At 64.5% G+C, this 17,636-nt stretch carries 17 protein-coding genes; 5 read left to right on the forward strand and 12 right to left on the reverse strand.

Annotation, left to right across the window (positions count from 1 at the left end; translation table 11 throughout):
• The first annotated feature begins 8 nt into the window (after nucleotides 1–8).
• Both BST40_RS05140 and BST40_RS05145 read left to right on the forward strand, forming a co-directional pair.
• Complete coding sequence (locus BST40_RS05140; RefSeq protein WP_075547609.1) at nucleotides 9–560, forward strand: protein disulfide oxidoreductase; 552 nt, start codon at nucleotides 9–11, stop codon at nucleotides 558–560.
• Nucleotides 557–1,459 carry a cytochrome c biogenesis CcdA family protein gene (locus BST40_RS05145; RefSeq protein ID WP_075547608.1) on the forward strand — a complete coding sequence of 301 codons (903 nt, stop codon included), beginning with the start codon at nucleotides 557–559 and terminating at the stop codon, nucleotides 1,457–1,459. The genes BST40_RS05140 and BST40_RS05145 overlap by 4 nt, the downstream gene beginning before the upstream one ends.
• On the opposite strand, the gene BST40_RS05150 is transcribed toward BST40_RS05145, so the two are convergent.
• Together BST40_RS05150 and BST40_RS05155 are read right to left on the reverse strand one after the other, a co-directional pair.
• Nucleotides 1,422–2,366 carry a M56 family metallopeptidase gene (locus BST40_RS05150; protein WP_083153655.1) on the reverse strand — a complete coding sequence of 315 codons (945 nt, stop codon included), beginning with the start codon at nucleotides 2,364–2,366 and terminating at the stop codon, nucleotides 1,422–1,424. The genes BST40_RS05145 and BST40_RS05150 overlap by 38 nt on opposite strands.
• Nucleotides 2,363–2,737, reverse strand: coding sequence for a BlaI/MecI/CopY family transcriptional regulator (locus tag BST40_RS05155; protein ID WP_075547607.1), 375 nt, complete (start codon nucleotides 2,735–2,737; stop codon nucleotides 2,363–2,365). The genes BST40_RS05150 and BST40_RS05155 overlap by 4 nt, the downstream gene beginning before the upstream one ends.
• Nucleotides 2,738–3,017: 280 nt before the next feature.
• On the opposite strand from BST40_RS05155, the gene BST40_RS05160 reads away from it, so the two are divergent.
• Nucleotides 3,018–6,266 carry a serine/threonine-protein kinase gene (locus tag BST40_RS05160; RefSeq protein WP_083153685.1) on the forward strand — a complete coding sequence of 1,083 codons (3,249 nt, stop codon included), beginning with the start codon at nucleotides 3,018–3,020 and terminating at the stop codon, nucleotides 6,264–6,266.
• 402 nt (nucleotides 6,267–6,668) lie between these two features.
• Here the strand turns inward: BST40_RS05160 and ltrA are convergent, their stop codons facing one another.
• The 8 genes from ltrA to hsaA all read right to left on the reverse strand — a co-directional run bounded on the left by ltrA (nucleotide 6,669) and on the right by hsaA (nucleotide 14,963).
• A complete protein-coding gene (gene ltrA, locus BST40_RS05165; RefSeq protein WP_075545413.1) occupies nucleotides 6,669–7,931 on the reverse strand; it encodes a group II intron reverse transcriptase/maturase in 1,263 nt (420 codons plus the stop codon).
• 841 nt (nucleotides 7,932–8,772) lie between these two features.
• Complete coding sequence (locus BST40_RS05170; RefSeq protein WP_075548713.1) at nucleotides 8,773–9,399, reverse strand: hypothetical protein; 627 nt, start codon at nucleotides 9,397–9,399, stop codon at nucleotides 8,773–8,775.
• A gap of 75 nt (nucleotides 9,400–9,474) precedes the next feature.
• On the reverse strand, nucleotides 9,475–9,792 hold the full coding sequence (locus BST40_RS05175; protein WP_023368463.1) for an ESX-1 secretion-associated protein: 318 nt from the start codon (nucleotides 9,790–9,792) through the stop codon (nucleotides 9,475–9,477).
• A gap of 80 nt (nucleotides 9,793–9,872) precedes the next feature.
• On the reverse strand, nucleotides 9,873–11,054 hold the full coding sequence (locus BST40_RS05180; protein ID WP_075548714.1) for an EspA/EspE family type VII secretion system effector: 1,182 nt from the start codon (nucleotides 11,052–11,054) through the stop codon (nucleotides 9,873–9,875).
• A 381-nt stretch (nucleotides 11,055–11,435) separates the two neighbouring features.
• Nucleotides 11,436–11,999, reverse strand: a complete 564-nt coding sequence (hsaB, locus tag BST40_RS05185; RefSeq protein WP_075548715.1) for a 3-hydroxy-9,10-secoandrosta-1,3,5(10)-triene-9,17-dione monooxygenase reductase subunit — start codon at nucleotides 11,997–11,999, stop codon at nucleotides 11,436–11,438.
• A gap of 2 nt (nucleotides 12,000–12,001) precedes the next feature.
• Nucleotides 12,002–12,904, reverse strand: coding sequence for an iron-dependent extradiol dioxygenase HsaC (gene hsaC / locus BST40_RS05190; RefSeq protein WP_083153657.1), 903 nt, complete (start codon nucleotides 12,902–12,904; stop codon nucleotides 12,002–12,004).
• Entirely contained in the window at nucleotides 12,901–13,779 is an 879-nt protein-coding gene (gene hsaD, locus BST40_RS05195; protein ID WP_075548717.1) for a 4,5:9,10-diseco-3-hydroxy-5,9,17-trioxoandrosta-1(10),2-diene-4-oate hydrolase, read from the reverse strand. Before hsaD ends, hsaC begins: the two co-directional genes overlap by 4 nt.
• The gene (gene hsaA / locus BST40_RS05200) at nucleotides 13,779–14,963 is read right to left on the reverse strand and encodes a 3-hydroxy-9,10-secoandrosta-1,3,5(10)-triene-9,17-dione monooxygenase oxygenase subunit (RefSeq protein WP_083153659.1); all 1,185 of its coding nucleotides are present in this window, start codon (nucleotides 14,961–14,963) and stop codon (nucleotides 13,779–13,781) included. Before hsaA ends, hsaD begins: the two co-directional genes overlap by 1 nt.
• Nucleotides 14,964–15,140: 177 nt before the next feature.
• Here hsaA and BST40_RS05205 point away from each other — a divergent pair, with 177 nt between their 5' ends.
• Nucleotides 15,141–16,226 (forward strand): ferredoxin--NADP reductase, encoded by a 1,086-nt coding sequence (locus tag BST40_RS05205; protein ID WP_075548719.1) that lies wholly within the window; start codon nucleotides 15,141–15,143, stop codon nucleotides 16,224–16,226.
• A gap of 39 nt (nucleotides 16,227–16,265) precedes the next feature.
• Complete coding sequence (locus BST40_RS05210; protein ID WP_083153661.1) at nucleotides 16,266–16,808, forward strand: hypothetical protein; 543 nt, start codon at nucleotides 16,266–16,268, stop codon at nucleotides 16,806–16,808.
• A gap of 521 nt (nucleotides 16,809–17,329) precedes the next feature.
• Here the strand turns inward: BST40_RS05210 and BST40_RS32450 are convergent.
• Both BST40_RS32450 and BST40_RS32455 read right to left on the reverse strand, forming a co-directional pair.
• Nucleotides 17,330–17,560, reverse strand: coding sequence for a cytochrome P450 (locus BST40_RS32450; protein WP_275887183.1), 231 nt, complete (start codon nucleotides 17,558–17,560; stop codon nucleotides 17,330–17,332).
• Nucleotides 17,502–17,630, reverse strand: a complete 129-nt coding sequence (locus BST40_RS32455) for a hypothetical protein (protein ID WP_275887210.1) — start codon at nucleotides 17,628–17,630, stop codon at nucleotides 17,502–17,504. The genes BST40_RS32450 and BST40_RS32455 overlap by 59 nt, the downstream gene beginning before the upstream one ends.
• Nucleotides 17,631–17,636 lie beyond the last annotated feature (6 nt).

The following is a 17,636-nucleotide window of genomic DNA, read 5'->3' on the forward strand; positions in this document are numbered from 1 at the left end:
GGATCACCATGCAACGGCGCCTAACCGCCTCGCTTGCCATCACTGCTGCTGCCGCGATGATCGTCACAGCCTGCGGCTCTTCCGGAGCACGATCTGACCCGGCCAATACGCTGACTTCGTCATCCAGCAGGCCCACCGGCCAGAGCGCACGCGTACCTGCCCAACTGCAGTTCACCGCCAAAACTATTGATGGGCACACGTTTTCGGGTGACAGTTTGGCGGGAAGAGCCGCGGTGTTGTGGTTCTGGACGCCCTGGTGCCCAAAGTGCCAGCATGAAGCACCGATCGCGGCGGACGTCGCCGGGGCGCACCCGCGCGTGACGTTCGTTGGGGTGGCCGCGCGGGACCAGGTGTTGGCGATGCAGGGCTTCGTAGACAAATACAAATTGAGCGGCTTCATTCAGCTAGCCGATACCGACGGGGTGATCTGGGCAAGATTCGGCGTAACGCAGCAACCGGCGTGGGCGTTCGTGAGCGCCAACGGCGACGTCGACGTCGTCAAAGGTTCGCTGACTCAGTCTGAATTGAACGAGCGGGTCGACAGGCTGGTCAGCCGGTGATCGATGCCACAGCACTGAGCTTTGCCCTGGGCGCCGGACTGGTAGCTGCCCTCAATCCATGTGGATTTGCTTTCCTGCCAAGCTATTTGGGCTTGGTGATCGCCGGTAGTCAGGGAGTCTCACGTCCGAGAGCCCTGATCCGCGCCGGCGCCGCGACCGCGGGAATGTCCGTCGGATTCCTGACGGTCTTCGGCATTTTTGGGCTACTCGTCGCACCGGTGATCGCGTCGGCGCAAAGGTACCTGCCGTTTGCCACCGTGGTCATCGGGATCCTCCTGGTGGCTTTGGCTGTCTGGTTGCTGGCCGGAAAGGACGTCAGCATCATCCTGCCGAAACGCGCGGGTGGTACGCCGACAAGGCGGCTTACCTCCATGTACGGCTACGGCGTGGGTTACGCGATTGCGTCACTTTCGTGCACCGTCGCACCGTTTCTCGCCGTCATCAGCACCACGTTCAGGCAGGGTGCGGTGCTTTCGGGCGTGCTGGCTTTCGTCGCGTACGCAGGCGGAATGACGATCACGGTGGGGGTGGCAGCGCTGACGGTTGCCCTGGCCGGCTCCGCGGCCACCGCGACGTTTCGGCGTGTTCTGCCCTTCGTAGGCCGAATAGTCGGCGTAATCGTGCTGCTGACCGGGCTATATGTCATGTATTACGGCTACTACGAACTGCGGCTCTATTTTGCCAATGCCGAAGCCGATGACCCCGTGATCGGGGCCGCTAACGCCGTGCAGGAGTGGCTGATTCAGTTGGTCGACGGGCTGAGCCCATGGTCCCTCGTCGGCGCCTTGGTTGCGCTGGTCGCCGTGGGAGTGTGCTGGCATACCCTGCTTCGATGGCGCGCCCCGAACCGCAATGCGCTCGTCACAGATGACAGGCCAGCCCGACCGCCAACGGAGTGATTACCGCAAAAGCAATTGTCGTAGCGAGAATTACCCGCTCATGCAAACGCCTGCGGCGCGATATCGGGTTGGTTAGCCGGCTCGCGCGGGCCAGCGTGGCGGTGCCCGCCGCGCCGAGCGCCGTCGACGCCATCGCCGGCGGCGCCCCTGTCAGCGCCAGCAGTCCGCGTAGCAATGCCATCTTCCCGTGACGCCGCACCGCGACATCATCAGCACACATCTCCAATAGGTCCGCGACCATTTCCGCTGCCGTGCAAAACAGTGTCAATCGCGGCAGGCTCGCAGCAATTGCCCGCAGCACCATGAGCAGGTCATGATGGCGACCGGCCAAGTGAGCGTACTCATGCGCCAGCACAGCCGCCAGCTGCGGCTCGTCGAGGCGGTCCAGGGCAGCGGTGGTGACCACCACGACAGGGTCGGGGCGAGCGGTTACGCAATAGGCAGCGGGATGCGGCGCCGGAACAACTACCAGGTCAGGCCGCCCATACCGGTCACCGCCGCCTCCGATCACCCGAGCAGCAGATGCGTGCAGGAGACTGCGTGATCGTTGCCGCAGCCACTGATGTGCGACGCGCCAGCTGACGACGGTGGTGGCCAGCAGGCTGGCAAACAACAGGCCCATGGCCATGGCCGACGCAATTGCGTGCGGCAATCCCAGCTGGCCGGTGACCCCTAACGCCTTGAAGCACAAAGTTGGTTCCCGGTGGCGCCAGATGCTGTCGAGCACTGCGGCGCAAAGGAACACGAGCGCAGCCAACCACGCTGCAATAGCGGCAACCACCGCTGTCAGCCAGGAGGCCACGGCAAGCTGAGGCCGCACACCCGTGCCGGTGACACGTCGTAGCAGCAGGGGGCCCAGCCACGTCAACATCGACGCATAAAGGAGCAACAAAAGAGCCGCGTTCACGATTCTTGCCGATCAATGAACCGACGCAGCGCGTCGCGGACCCGCGCCGATTCATCCTCGTCCATCTGCTTGAGAAAAAACGCCAGCACCAAGTCCGAATCTCCCCCGGTATCGAAGGCATCGCGCATCAATCTCGCCGAATGTTCCTCGCGGGTCATAGTCGGCCAATAGCGGAAAGCCTTGCCCACCCGTTCCCGCTGCAACCAGCCCTTGCGGTGCAAGTTGTCCATGGTGGACATCACCGTGGTGTAGGCGATCTGGCGATCATGCGCCAAGTCGTCAAGAATATCGCGCACGGTGACGACCTCGCCGCGGTTCCACACGCGGTCCATGATCACTGCCTCGAGCTCGCCGAAACGCCGAACCTGCACAGCTTTCTCTCTCGTACCCCTGGAATTGTCGACGGCTACAACAGTAGCCACATATCTCGCGGCTCGCTCAGCGTCGCCCCGAAAAGCCCCTGAGCACTGGGCGATTCTCGCGTAACCCGGACCACAATTGATTTCAGCGAGCGCCAAGGCGCCGTGTCGTCGGTCGACCGGCACTGCGAAAGCGATTCGGCAACGATTGCCGTCGAACAGTATGCCCGTGAGTTCATATTCGCTACGCTTGACTCGCGACTCTCACGGCATGGAGGTAGAGCGCCAAGACATGGCTGAAGACCCGGGGGCTGCCGGCTCGGCACCCGCACAGAGCGGGATCGCCGCGGAGTTGGCCTCCGCCGGATTCGAGGACGCGCGCCAGGTGGCTCGAGGCGGCGCCGGAGTGGTGTACCGCTGTCGCGAGACGGCGCTGGGACGAAATGTCGCGGTCAAAGTGCTGCCGTCGCATTTCGACGACGACAGCAGGGAACGTTTCCTGCGTGAGGGCTACGCGATGGGCGGGCTCTCGGGGCATCCAAACATCGTCAACATCCTGCGGGTCGGCATCACCGAAAGCGACCGGCCCTACATCGTGATGCCCTACTACGCGGCGGATTCGCTGGCGGTACGGTTGCGCCGGGAGGGGCCGATCCCCTGGCCGGAGGCGTTGGAGATCGGCGTGAAATTGTGCGGGGCGCTGGAAACCGCGCACCGGGCCGGCACCTTGCACCGCGACATCAAGCCGGCGAATGTCCTGGTCAACGACTACGGCGAGCCGCAGCTGACCGACTTCGGGATCGCCCACATCGAGGGCGGCTTCGAAACGGCGGTCGGGTTCTTCTCCGGCACAATCGACTACACCGCGCCCGAGGTGATGACCGGTAATCCGGCGACGGTCGTCGCCGACGTCTACTCGCTGGGCGCCACACTTTATGCACTGATCGCGGGCAGCGCCGCACACGAACGCAAGAAGGGCGAAGACCTCGTCGCGCAATACCTGCGGATCAGTTCCACCGGGGTTCCGGACCTGCGTCCGGACGGAATCCCGGATGCGGTGTGCTCGGCGATCGAGAAGGCGATGTCCATCGACCCGGCCGAACGGCCCGTGTCGGCCGCCGAACTCGGCCGTGAGCTGCAGGCGGCGCAGCGCCGCAACGGCTTGAAGCCCGCGTCGATGGCGATCACCAACATGCGTGCGCGCACCACCGATGCCTCAACGGATGTCCCGGAAACGCCTCCAGTATCGCCCGCGATACTGAGCCCGGAAGCTCAGGTGCCGCTGCGCACGTCTTCGACCGTTCCGCTCAAGGGTCCGCAGCCCGCCGCCAGGGCGGGCGGCGCCGCTGCGCTCCAACCGCCGAGCGCCGCGGGGCAACGGCCGTCCTCGTTGCTGCCGTCGCAGTCCGTCGATCACCGGCGGTCACCGGGAACAGACACCGCCTTTGAGCCCGGGCACCTCGGTGACACCCAGGCGCAGCTACGGGCCTCGTCGAGCAGGGCGGAGTCGCCCCGGCAGCCCGCGGAATGGACCGGCGCCACCCCGCCGATCGAGCCGCCGAAGGGTCCGGGGCAAGAGGGCCCTGCGGGTCCGGCCGCGCCCGACAGACCCGGCGTAGGGAAGCCCCCCCGGGGACGGGTGGCGTCGTGGTTCGCCGAGCCGGACAGGAAGCGCAACCGCATCCTGTTGACCGCGGCGGCGGCCGTCGCCGTGGTGCTGTTGGTGGCCGGCGGAGTCTTCCTGGTGGCATCGCACGACAACGGCGCCCACCAGACCGTCTCTGGTCAACCGGGCACCCAGGCGCCGGTTCAGTGGAAGCCGATCACCAATGCGCGGGTCGCCCGCGATGCGGCGGCGACCACCCAAGTCGACGGCACGATCTGGATCTTCGGCGGGGTTCGGGCCGACGGCACCGTCACCGGTCTGCACGAGGGCTACGACCCCGTGATCGACAGCTGGAAGGGCGGCGACGACTTGCCGGTTCCGGTTCAGCACGCGATGGCGGTGACCTGGCAGGGCAACCCCATCGTCCTGGGCGGCTGGCGCACTGAGGGCTCCAAAAAGGTTGCTACCGACCAAGTTTGGCGAGTGGTCAATAGCCGCTGGGTGGAGCTGCCGCATCTGTTGCAGCCCCGGGCGGGCGCGGCCGCGGCCGCGGTGGGAGACCGCATCGTCGTCACCGGCGGGGTGGACGCCAACGGCGCACTGCTGAACACGACCGAGGTCTTCGACGGCAACTCCTGGACCCTTGGCGCTCCGATACCGACGCCGCGGCAGATGCTGGCCGCGGCCTCGGACGGAAAGCTGGTGTACGCCGTGGGCGGAAACGACGCGAAGTCCGACCTGGCGACGGTCGAGGCATACGATCCGGCCGCGAAAACCTGGACGCCGCTGCCCGAGCTGGCGCAACCACGCAGTGACCTCGGCGTCGCGATCACCGATGGACGCCTGGTGGCGGTCGGCGGGATGTCGGCCGGACAGGCCCTCAAGAGCGTGGCTGTGTTTGATCTGATGACCAGAACATGGGCCGGCTTGCCCGATATGGAGACCGCACGGCACGGGATGGCGGTCGACACGGTCGAGAAGTCGGTGTATGCGATCGGCGGTTCGACCGCCGCAGGCGACGACCAGGCGACCTCGTCGGCCGAAATGCTGAAGCTGCCCGCGCGCAAAATCCAGCCGGCGGCGCAGTGGCGGACGTTGCCGGACGCACCGACGGCCCGCCTGATGATGGCGTGGGCCGTACTGGACAACAAGATCTGGATCATGGGTGGCGTGCGGGAAGGCGTTGGGCTCACGACCGTCGAGAGCTACGACCCGCACACCGGATCCTGGCAACCCGGGCCGCCGCTGCCCATCCGGTTGCACCACGCGACGGCGGCGACCTACCGGGGCGAGGTGGTGGTGCTCGGCGGTGCGAGCGAGAACCTCGCGGATGCCTCCAACAAGGTGTTCGCCTTGCGCGGCAACAGCTGGGTGGAGTTGCCGAGCCTCAGCCACGCTCGGGCGGCGGCGGCAGCGGCGGTGGTTGGTGACAAGCTCGTCGTCGTCGGCGGGCAAAACGCCAAGCAGCTCGTCGCGCAGACCGAGGTTTTCGACGGCAGTTCGTGGAAGGATGCGCCCGACCTGCCAACGCCCCGCGAGCATTTGGCTGCGGTGTCAGACGGCACTTACGTGTATGCGATCGGCGGGCGATTCCTGTCGGCCGACAAGAACTCCGCTGCCTTTGAACGCTTCGACCCGCAAGCGGGTAAGTGGACCAAGTTGGTGGGCATGCCCACCCCGCGCGGAAGTTACGGCGCCGCGTTCATCGACGGGCGAATCGTGGTGGTCGGCGGCGAAGAGCCCACCCGCGTGCTCGGAGTTGTCGAGATGTATGACATCGCGGACGGAAAGTGGAGCACGCTACCTGCGCTGCCGACCCCGCGGCACGCCGAGGTGGTCGCGACCGTGGGCAACACCGTGTACTGCATCGGCGGCGCGGACCGGCCCACCCACGAAGGCCCCATCGCCAACGTCGAGGCCCTCGACTTCATGTAGCGGCCGTCGCTTCGCGGGCGGTTGTGTGGTGGCGGTTGCCGGGCCGATGTGATCCGGCCAGCTACCAACGGCTTTCCATGTCGGCTCGGTCACCACGTACAGCATGCGTTCAGGCGACGTCTGTTTCCGGCACGTCGATGCCCCGCGACCTCGGTCAAACCTCGTGTGATGGCGGGTGTCTCGGGTTCGGGGGATGACTCACGTGCTCACCGGGACGACTGGCATGGCCGCGGCGTCGAGTGTGCGGTGACGGCTTTGACTGTGGATGTAGGGCGGGGCACGCCCACGATCGGCCGCCCTGACGGCACGCTCGGCGGTCGGGTGGCCGGAGGGGATTGCACCCTCCGGCTCCCACAGATCCGGACGTGAACCTCTCGATTCATCCGGCTCTTGTCATCTTGATCACCAGACGGCGGGGACGGTGGTGGTCCATTGCCAGTGCGCGAGGAAACGCGGGTACTGCGTGGTGACCCGCTGCCATGCCTGCTGGAACGCACCGCGGCTCCGATACCGCCGATATTTGTTGCGGACCCAACGCATCAGGTAGGCGTTGATGCGCGCCAGGAGAGGATGCAGCGCCGACCGGAAGAAGGCGCCGTAGTAGTTCATCCAGCCCCGCACGATGGGGTTGATCCAGCGTGCAAGGTCAGCGAAGGATCGCCCGGTGCGATGGTGCAGTCGCCAGGACCGCACCTCCCGGCCGATCTTCGTCAAGGCGTCCCTGCTGATCGCGGGCAAAAACGACAGGAACGTGTGTCCGTCTTTGGCCCGCATCCCGCGCGGACGGAACGTGAAACCCAGAAACGTGAACGACGTGTGCGCATAGTCACCACGCCGGTTAGCGTCCTTGCAGTACACGATCCGGGTCTTGTCGGGATGCAGCCGCAACCCGACCTCGCCCATCCTGTCGTGCAGCGCGGCCAACACCTGGTGGGCTTGGCGCTCGGTGACACAGTGCACCACCGCGTCATCGACGTAGCGTTCAAAGCGGACACTCGGGAACTCCCGGGCCATCCACATGTCAAACGCATAGTGCAGAAACAGGTTGGCCAGCACGGGCGAGACCGGCGACCCTTGTGGGGTGCCCCGGTCTCGCTGTTGCAGGGTGCCATCAGGCAATGCCACCGGAGCTTGTAGCCACCGGCGCACATACAGCATCACCCACGGCAGATCGGTGTTGACCGCCACCGCTTTTAGCATCAGGTCCCAAGACACGCTGTCGAAAAACTTTTGGATGTCCAAATCGATCACCCAGTCGGTTTTCCAACACCGCTGCCGGCATACTCCCACCGCGTCGATCGCTGAGCGGCCCGGCCGATACCCGTAGGAGTCCTCGTGAAAGAGGGCTTCCGCCACCGACTTCAGCTCCTCGGCCACCACCGTTTGCGCCACCCGATCGGCCACCGTAGGCAGCCCCAGCATCCTGGTCCCCCCGCCATGCGGCTTGGGGATTTCCACCGCACGCACCGGAGGCGGAAAGTAGCTACCCGAGGACATCCGATTCCACACCTTGTACAAATTGTTGCCCAGGTCGGCCTCGAATGCCTCGATGGTTACCCCGTCTATGCCCGGCGCGCCCTTGTTCGCCTTGACCTTCTCAAACGCCTCCTGGACCGCCCACTTCGAAATCTCGAACGGCTTGCCCGGCGACTTCAACTCGCCCATCCGACTCCTCCCGAACCCCAACGGGTCTCGGTTGATCCAACGAACACAGCCACAGATGACCCGGCCCCTTCGCTCCACCCCCATTACAAGAGCTTCACCACTACTACGAGCCGGTCCGCCAACCGGACCCGCGACGGTACTCACACCCACGACAAGCGCGGGCTACTCCCTCTCGCCCACCCGAAAAACCCGGACGGGCAGTGTCGAATCCGGTCTTCTCCCGTTCCATGCAAAAGCCGCAGATCGGGCTCGCGTCGCCTCCATGCCGGACACCGCCTGGCCAATCAACGGGCACCCGCCAGACTCATCCCGGGATATGACGGACACCCCGGTTTCGATGTCATCTATGTGCATTTCGACACGTCAACAGCGAATCGCTTGCGCTCGCCTTCCCGATCCCCACCTGACACATCGACCTGTGCCTTTTCCACATCGCTCACCACAATCACGTCACCGCTCCTGCAGCATGTGGCGGTTTGAAGCCACCCCCCGCAGGGCGACTCCGAAGGGCCAACAATCCTTCATCTCCTGCACAGCACCGCTTCGGAAAGCTCTACCTACATCGAACTCCCTTCCACGCTCGGGACACACCCATCAGTGCACACTCGAGACCGTCTGAGCACACTCGAAACCGTCAGCGTCAAGCCCGACCACACATCCGGCGCACCAGCCGCGGAGCCCCCCGAACGCTTAGCGACAAATCCGTTGCACGCCTGCTTTTGCCGCTACAAAGTGGGCAAACCGGGAACCGGCCCAGCCCGAGGCCTATGTGAACGATGCGACTACGGCACGCAGTGGCTCCGCGGAGCGCGTCGGCTAGATCAGCACCGCCCTAAGGCCGTCAATACCGCGCATACCGGGTCGCAAACACCTTCGCTTCGGCTGCGGCGGTCTCTTCCGGTGTCGCGACCCTCATGGCTTTGGTCACGAATTCCACCAGGGCGGGACGACTTTCCGGGTCCTGAAGGGGCGTTTCGGCCAAGGTGTCGAGCAGCAGCGTGTATTGGGCGGACCGGGCCCGTTGCCGCGCGAGGTGCGCGATGACCAAGATCTCGTCGGCGAGTTCTTGCTCCCGCATGCTTGTCGCCCCCGCGGACAGTTCGACCCGATGGATTCTGCCACCCATATCGGTCGACACCAACACGGTCCCTTGCGGATTGGCCACCGACACCAGGCCGGACTCATGCTCTGCCGTCGTCTCGGCCGAGGGCGCAAGCGCATCTGGATCGATATCGGCGATCTCGGCCTCGACCCGTGTTTCACCGTGAATGCCGCCGCCGGTGGAAACCCGGCGCTTCGGGCGGCCGTACAAATCCAGGGTGGACAGATCATCGAGGCAGTCATCGGTTGCGGACCAGCTCATCAGATCGTGGGTATGGCAGCCAGTCGGCTCTTGGCGCCTTGGGCGCCCGTACATATCCAGGGTGGTCAGATCATCGAGGTAGTCGTCGGTGCTGGGCCGCTCCATCATCGGGTCCTTTCGGATTGCTAGTGGCGAGGTCGACAACATCGTTGACAACTGCCGCAAGGGAATTGAACGTGCTCAGCTGGAAAACTTGATCCTCTCGACAACCTTCGCCAAGACATCGTCGGCTTCGCTATAGGCCTTGGCTGCGATACGCAGATTCGAGGCAACCTCACCGGCAAGTGTGTACAGGCTGGTGCCCACAGAGTTGCGGATGGTCACCAGCGCTGTCAGTGTGGTATTGAACTTCGACGTATACGAACCGTGGGTTGTCTCAACATCTTCGCCGATGCCTGCGACCGCTTCCGTCGCGGACTGGACATATGTTGCCGCTTGGTCTTGCGCGGTTGCGAGCACGCCAAGAAATTCCGGGTTGACGGCTAACGAATCGGACACGGCGAATTCTCCTCACGCTGAATAGTGATGCTTCCGAGTGCTTTCCGGCATCCGAGCCTGATGTTCGACGGCCGATCGCATCAAAGGCTGCGCTGTTGAGTCGGTTTGGACCCGGCCGCACTGACGGGTGCACGTTCCGCACCGGCCGCACCGGCGGCCGCACCTTTCTGGCCCTCGGCCTCCTTCGTAGAGCGGCGCACCAGGCCCGGAGGCATGCCGGCTTGCGGGCTCTGCGACGATTCGTCGGCCAGCTTGCCCAACGCACCCAGCTGACCGGTTGTCTGGCCGGATGTGGGCAAGCCGGTATAGCCGGCAAACCGAGTCAATAGTCCGGGCGAAATGGCCGAGCCCGACGACGCGGCCACGTCGGACAATGCGGTCGAACCCGACAACGCGTTCGAGCCCGGCAACGAGGTCAAGTCAGACAACGCGGTCGAACCGGACAACGAGGTCAGGCCGGACACCGACACCAAGGAAGACAAGGAGGAAAAAGCAGACAAGTCCGACAGTGAAGACAAATCTGACAAGGACAGGTCGGACAAAGACAAGTCGGATATTTCTGACTTCAACGCCGAGACAACCTCGCTGACTTCGGATTTCACTTCAGAGACAATCTGGCTCACCTCGGATTCCACATCGGAGACCACATTGGAGACGAGGTCGGAAATTTCGGACTCCATGCCGGAGAGCAGGCCTTCCAACAGCGCAGCCAGGTCTTCGGTGAAGTCACTCGGCAATTGCACCAACAGCTCGACTATTTCTTCGATACGTTCGACTAGTTTTTCGGCGTTTTCAAACGTCGTGAGCAGTAATTCCAGCAAGGCGATGCCAACGGCCGTCATGGCGACGGCAGAAACCGCGGCCTGGAAGACGTACGAGTCGGGTATGGTGACGACGGCGTTGTAAAGCGCTTTAGCATAGGGCTTGCAGTCCTCGAGGAAATTTATCCACTTCTTGAGAGTCTTACGCGCCTTTTCGACCGCCTCAGCCTGGTCCGAGACCAGTGTTCCGGTAATATAGTCGACGTCGGCCATAATCTGCTCGGCGTCCTGAAGAGTTTTGCTCTTCTCCGAATATTTTTCCGCCGCAGTGCCGACCCAGTTGTCACTCAAAACGGCCGACGCTTGCGTTTCGATTGCCTCGCGGAACGTCGAGGAACTGGTGTCGAATACCTCTCCGGTGACCGGGGTTCCGACACCAAGGGTCGTATACAGGGACTCGATAAAACTTATCGTGGAATTGAGGATGACAAGTGCACCCATTTTATGTCCTCACACACCTTGATCCGACGGGGTGAGCATTGAAGGCGGCGGCGCCGTTGGCCCCTGACTGCGATCGACGCATGCGGCAACACTCCGTAACACTGCAGACGAACCCGTTCACAATCACACGCCGCCGGAGCGCCCTGCGGCAATCGAACGGCAGTGGGGAATCACCATGGTGTCGAACCGGTTTCACACTACGGGCCGACGGGCTGTGGCGACTCCTACCCGACACAAAGGCTACAGTTACCCACGACGATAGTCAAGGCTGGTTGACATTAATCGTGGGTCGCGTCGCCGGCCGAATGCCGCCACGGCTGTCCGGCCATCGGCACGGAATCGGTTTCAGGCCGGCATCACCGCTGCCCAGCGTGGAAGGGCCTAGAGCCAGGTGTCCTGGGTGGTGGTGGTGAGGAACGCTTCGAGGTCGTCTCGCCACTGCGCCGGCGTGGTCTTGTCCGGCTCGATGCCGGTGTAGTCCCCGCGGTAGAACAGCAGTGGCCGCGGCTTGATCTTAGGGACTTCCGACAGGGAATTGACCGCGCCGAACACGACGAAGTGATCCCCACCGTCATGTACCGAGGCAACCGTGCAGTCGATGTAAGCCAGCGACCCGTCGATGATCGGCGACCCGAGTTCTGAAGGATGCCAATCGATCCCGGCGAACTTGTCGGGCTCCTTGGAGCCGAATCGCGCCGACACGTGCTTCTGCTTCTCGGTCAGCACGTTGACGCAGAACCGGCCGGTCGCCTCGATCGCCTTCCAGGACCGTGACACCTTGGTCGGACAGAACAGCACCAGCGGCGGCTCCAACGACAGCGCCGCGAACGACTGACAGGCGAAGCCGACGGGCACCTCGTCGTGCACGGTGGTGATCACCGTTATTCCGGTGCAGAACTGACCCAGCACGTTTCGGAACGTGCGAGGGTCAATCGGCGCGGACATGGCTAGCCCTGGGCACCGACCGTGAAGTCATGCCCCCACAAACTGACCGCGGTGCTCTCCCGGGCGATCCACTCGTCGTCGTCGACTTGCCTACCTTCGCAACCGAACTCGACGTCGAAACCGCCGGGCGTCTTCATATAGAAGGACAGCATCAGGTCGTTGACATGCCGGCCCAACGTCGCCGACATGGGCACCTTGCGGCGCAGCGCCCGGTCCAGGCACAGGCCCACGTCGTCGGAGTTCTCCACCTCGACCATCAGGTGCACGATGCCAGACGGTGTCGGCAACGGAAGAAAGGCCAACGAATGATGGCGGGGATTGCAGCCGAAGAAGCGCAGCCAGGCCGGCGGTCCCTCGGCGGGCCGGCCGACCACCTGCGGCGGCAGCCGCATCGAGTCACGCAGCTTGAAGCCGAGCACGTCCCGGTAGAAGTGCAGCGCCTCGGCGTCGTCACGAGTCGTCAGCACCACGTGACCCAACCCCTGCTCGCCGGTGACGAACTTGTGCCCGTACGGGCTGACGACCCGGCGATGTTCGAGCGCGGCGCCGTGGAAGACGGCCAGCGGGTTACCCGACGGATCGGAGAACAGGATCATCTCGTCCACGCGCCGATCCGCCAGTTGTGCGGCGGTCGCTTCCTTGTACGGCGTGCCCTCCACCTCGAGCCGATCGCGGATCTCCTGCAGCCCTGCGGCATTCGCGCATTCCCAACCGGCCTCCGCCAACCGGTCCCGCTCACCCGGCACGATCACCAACCGGGCGGGAAAGTCGTCCATCCGCAGATACAGCGCCCCCTCGACGCTGCCCTTGCCTTCGACCATGCCAAGCACTTTGAGACCGTACTCGCGCCAGGCGGCCATGTCGGTGGCCTCGATGCGCAGATAGCCCAGCGACCGAATGCTCACTTGGCACCTCCCAGGAAATCGATCGTCAGCTCGTTGAACTCGTCGAACTTCTCCACCTGAGCCCAATGTCCACACTGCCCGAACACGTGCAGCTGCGCACGGGGAATGGTCTTCAGCGCGACCAGCGCACCGTCGAGCGGGTTGACCCGATCCTCGCGGCCCCAGATCAGCAGCACCGGCTGACGCAGCCGATACACCTCGCGCCACATCATGCCGAGCTCGAAGTCGGACCCGGAGAACGACTTTCCCATCGCCCGCGTAGCCGCCAACGACTCCGGCGTGCTGGCCAGTTCGAAACGCTGGTCCACCAGCTCGGGAGTGATCAGCTTCTGGTCGTAGACCATGACCCGCAGGAACGCCTCGAGGTTTTCCCGGGTGGGTTGGACCGAGAACTTCCCCAGCCGCTTCACCCCTTCGGTCGGGTCAGGGGCGAACAGGTTGATGCTCAGCCCCCCCGGGCCCATGAGGACCAGGCGTCCGGCGCGGTCGGGGAAGTCCAGCGCGAACCGCACCGCGGTGCCGCCGCCCAGCGAATTACCTACCAGCGGAACCCGACCCAGCCCCAGCTGGTCGAAGAGCCCCTTGAGCGCCGTGGCGGCATAGCGGTTGAACTGCCCGTGCTCGGCCCGCTTGTCGGAGTGGCCGTATCCGGGCTGGTCGACGGCCAGCACGTGGAAATGCTTGGCCAGCACCGCGATATTGCGGGCGAAGTTGGTCCAGCTGGACGCGCCCGGCCCGCCGCCGTGCAGCAGCACCACCGTCTGGTCGTTGCCGACACCGGCCTCGTGGTAGTGCAGTTTCAGCGGTCCGTCGACGTCGACTTCGGCGAAGCGCGACGTGGATTCGAAGGTGACTTCCTGCGTCGTCGCCGTCATCAGACCATCGTGTCGCCGGGCGGTAACCCGAACTCGTGGTTTCCGAAGATCACGTACGCCCGCTCCGGATCGTTGGCCGCATGCACCCGGCCGGCGTGCGCGTCACGCCAAAAGCGTTGAATCGGAGCCTCGTTGGACAGCGCGGTGGCGCCGGACGCCTCGAACAGCCGGTCGATCGAGGCGATCGACCGCCCGGTGGCGCGCACCTGGTCACGCCGGGCCCGGGCCCGCAGCTCAAACGGAATCTCCTTGCCGGCGGACAACAACGCGTATTCGTCACCGACGTTGCCGATCAGCTGGCGCCAGGCGGCGTCGATGTCGCTGGCCGCCTCGGCGATGCGAACCTTGGCGAACGGGTCGTCCTTGGCCTTCTCCCCGGCGAACGCCGCTCGCACCCGCTTGCCCTGGTGCTCCACGTGCGCCGCGTAGGCACCGTAGGCCATGCCCACGATGGGCGCCGATATGGTGGTGGGATGCATTGTGCCCCAAGGCATTTTGTAGACAGCAGCGGTGTTGGTCTGCAGTCCACCGGCGGTGTGGTCATTCATCGCCTTGTAGGACAGGAATCGGTGCCGCGGCACGAACACGTCCTTGACCACCAGCGTGTTGCTGCCGGTGCCCCTAAGGCCGACCACGTACCACACGTCGTTGATCTCGTATTCGGTGCGCGGGATCAAGAAGCTGCCGAAATCGACCGGCCGGCCGTCCTTGATGACCGGTCCGCCGACGAACGTCCAGGTGGCGTGGTCGCAGCCCGACGACCAGTTCCATGACCCGTTGACCAGGTAGCCGCCGTCGACCACGACGCCGGCGCCCATCGGGGCGTAAGACGACGAGATCCGCACATTGGGGTCGTCGCCCCAGACCTCTTCCTGGGCCCGTTGGTCGAACTGCGCCAGGTGCCAGTTGTGCACGCCGATGATCGAGCTCACCCAGCCGGTGGAACCGCAGGCGCTGGCCAGCCGGCGGGTCGCCTCGAAGAACAACGTGGGATCGCATTGCAGCCCGCCCCACTGCTGCGGCTGCAGGAGGGTGAAGAAACCGACTTCTTCGAGTGCCTTGACGGTCTCGTCGGGCAGGCGGCGCAGGTCTTCCGTCGCCTGTGCGCGCTCCCGGATCTGCGGAAGCAGATCATCGATGGCAGCCAACACCGCCTGCGCATCACGCTGTTGAATGGACGTCACTTACGTTTGCCTCCTGGGAGTGCGGCCTGTTCGACGACCGGAGTGGACCTAGAGAAAGACTAGAACACGTTCCGATTTGTGTCGAGCAGGGTATTCCTGCGGCTGGTAGCGGCGCCAAGCGCGTTTTCTATAACATGTTCTAGTTAGGACACCGAGTGGCGACAGGGAGGCAGGGTATTGACCGAGGCAATCCCTGACGAACCACTCGGCAGCCACGTCCTGGAACTGCAGATCGCCGAGGTCGTCGCCGAAACCGACGAGGCACGCTCGCTGGTGTTCGCGGTGCCGGACGGAGCAGACGATCCGCAGATCCCGGCCGAGCGGCTGCGCTACGCACCCGGCCAGTTCCTGACGCTGCGCGTTCCCAGCGACCGCACTGGCTCAGTGGCTCGCTGCTACTCGTTGTGCAGCTCGCCGTTCACCGACGACGCGCTGACCGTGACGGTCAAAAGGACTGCGGAGGGATATGCGTCGAACTGGTTGTGCGACCACGCGCACCCCGGGATGCGGATCCACGTGTTGGCGCCGTCGGGCAACTTCGTGCCCAAGACGCTCGACGACGACTTCCTGCTGCTGGCCGCCGGCAGCGGGATCACGCCGATCATGTCGATCTGCAAGTCGGCGCTGGCGCAAGGCGGCGGACAGGTGACACTGGTCTACGCCAACCGCGACGATCGCTCGGTGATCTTCGGTGACGCGCTGCGCGAGCTGGCCGCCAAGTATCCCGACCGCCTCACCGTCGTGCACTGGCTGGAATCGCTGCAAGGGCTGCCCAGCGCGACGGCGCTGGTGAACCTGGCCGCCCCCTACACCGAACGACAGGTCTTCATCTGTGGACCGGGCCCGTTCATGGACGCCGCGCGCGAAGCCCTGGCGACACTGAAAGTGGCTGCCCCACAGGTGCATATCGAAGTGTTCAAGTCGCTGGATTCCGATCCGTTCGCGGCGGTGAAAATAGAGGATGTCGGCGGCGACGACACTGCGCCACCGGCCACCGCGGTGGTGGAACTCGACGGCGAAACCCACACGGTGTCCTGGCCGCGCAACGCCAAGCTGCTCGACGTGCTGTTGGCCGCCGGTCTCGACGCGCCGTTCTCCTGCCGGGAAGGCCACTGCGGCGCCTGCGCCTGCACACTGCGCGGCGGCAAAGTCAGCATGGAAGTCAACGACGTTCTTGAGCAGCAGGACCTCGACGACGGGCTGATTTTGGCCTGTCAATCTCATCCGGAATCTGATTCGGTAGAAGTGACCTACGACGAATAGTCGCGGGGACTAAGTTTCATCCGGGCGGAAGGATGCGAGATGAAGCGGCTGCTGCCGGGTGCTCCGATAGTCGCGGCGATCGCCGGGGCGCTGCTGGCCTTCGCGCCCGCCCCGCATTCGCCGGCGGCAAGCAACACGGCCAGCACGCTGTTCCCCATCGACGACACCACTCAGCTCGAGACACATACGTTTGTCAATTGCCACCAGAACGGCAGCTGCGACTTCGTGGCGGGGGCGAATCTGCGCACACCCGACGGCCCGGCCGGATTCCCGCCTGATCTGTGGGCCCGCCAAACCACCGAGATCCGGCCCACAAACCGGCTGACCTACCTGGACGCGCACGCCACCGGCCAGTTCGAGCGGGTGATGAAGGCGGGCGGCTCCGACGTGATCACCACCGTGTACTTCGGTGACGGCCCGCCGGACAAGTATCAGACGACCGGCGTCATCGACTCGACCAGTTGGTCGACCGGCCAGCCGAGCACCAACGCCGGCGTCATCGTGTGCACCCACATCCAGGTGGTCTATTCCGGCGTGAACCTCACCTCGCCCAGCACCTGCGCCCAGACGAACTTTTCCTAGCGCTGCTGCGTGCCGCGTCGCCGCCCGTCCGCTGGGAGGGTCCGGCGCTGACCGAACGCGGTCAGGTTTTCATTCTGCGCTGAGAGCGACGAAATCGCGGTCAGCAGCGCGCTGGGCGCAGTCTGGACGCACTGGATGCAGACTCGCGCGGCAGCCGGCCCGGAACGACGGGCGTCCTACCAGCCGTTGCCCGGGGACTTATCACGGCGCCGTCTCCGGCGCACAATTCAGTAGTTCGTTCGACGGAGCTGTTGGCGGACACGTTGACGCCGAAATTGCCGCCATGGCTGTGGTATTGGAAGACATTCGACCTTTCGACAGCCGTGACGGCAATCTGGGTGGGTTACCTTCGCTTGTGACGCCCGCCGGGGCGTCCGCCCCGCGTCCGCCCGCATGGAGATGGACGTGGTGTCGCGAACTATGTTGCATCACTTCACTATTGAACCACCGCCGCGCGGCGAAAAGTGTAGTCCCGCGGCGGGGCTCAGGCGCGTAGCCGGACGGGGAGGCGCTTCAGCGAGTTATTCAGGTTTCGACCGAACCCGGACGGGCTCACCACTGATCTCGAGGCGCGGAAAAGCAGCGAGCAGTTCATCAAAAAACACCCGCCCCTCGAGTCTGGCCAGGTGCGCGCCGAGACAGAAATGACCACCCATCCCGAAGGAGAGCTGCGGGTTGGGGTGGCGGTGAATGTCAAAACCTGCGGATCGCTGAAAACGGTTTCGTCCCGATTGGCGCAGGTGTGGAGCCATCACCGATGTCGACGAACGGCAACTCGTCGGCGCCGATGTGCACCGCCGCCGGGACATCAACCATCGTCATGGACAA

It is taken from the genome of Mycobacterium persicum (assembly GCF_002086675.1).
Taxonomy (GTDB): Bacteria; Actinomycetota; Actinomycetes; order Mycobacteriales; family Mycobacteriaceae; genus Mycobacterium; species Mycobacterium persicum.

Coding starts and splice junctions, on each gene's coding strand:
- BST40_RS05210 (WP_083153661.1), top strand. CDS start 16,266: ATGAAGCGGCTGCTGCCGGGTGCTCCGATAGTCGCGGCGATCGCCGGG.
- BST40_RS05180 (WP_075548714.1), bottom strand. CDS start 11,054: ATGGGTGCACTTGTCATCCTCAATTCCACGATAAGTTTTATCGAGTCC.
- BST40_RS05140 (WP_075547609.1), top strand. CDS start 9: ATGCAACGGCGCCTAACCGCCTCGCTTGCCATCACTGCTGCTGCCGCG.
- hsaB (WP_075548715.1), bottom strand. CDS start 11,999: ATGTCCGCGCCGATTGACCCTCGCACGTTCCGAAACGTGCTGGGTCAG.
- BST40_RS32455 (WP_275887210.1), bottom strand. CDS start 17,630: ATGACGATGGTTGATGTCCCGGCGGCGGTGCACATCGGCGCCGACGAG.
- BST40_RS05170 (WP_075548713.1), bottom strand. CDS start 9,399: ATGGAGCGGCCCAGCACCGACGACTACCTCGATGATCTGACCACCCTG.
- ltrA (WP_075545413.1), bottom strand. CDS start 7,931: ATGGGCGAGTTGAAGTCGCCGGGCAAGCCGTTCGAGATTTCGAAGTGG.
- BST40_RS32450 (WP_275887183.1), bottom strand. CDS start 17,560: ATGGCTCCACACCTGCGCCAATCGGGACGAAACCGTTTTCAGCGATCC.
- hsaD (WP_075548717.1), bottom strand. CDS start 13,779: ATGACGGCGACGACGCAGGAAGTCACCTTCGAATCCACGTCGCGCTTC.
- BST40_RS05160 (WP_083153685.1), top strand. CDS start 3,018: ATGGCTGAAGACCCGGGGGCTGCCGGCTCGGCACCCGCACAGAGCGGG.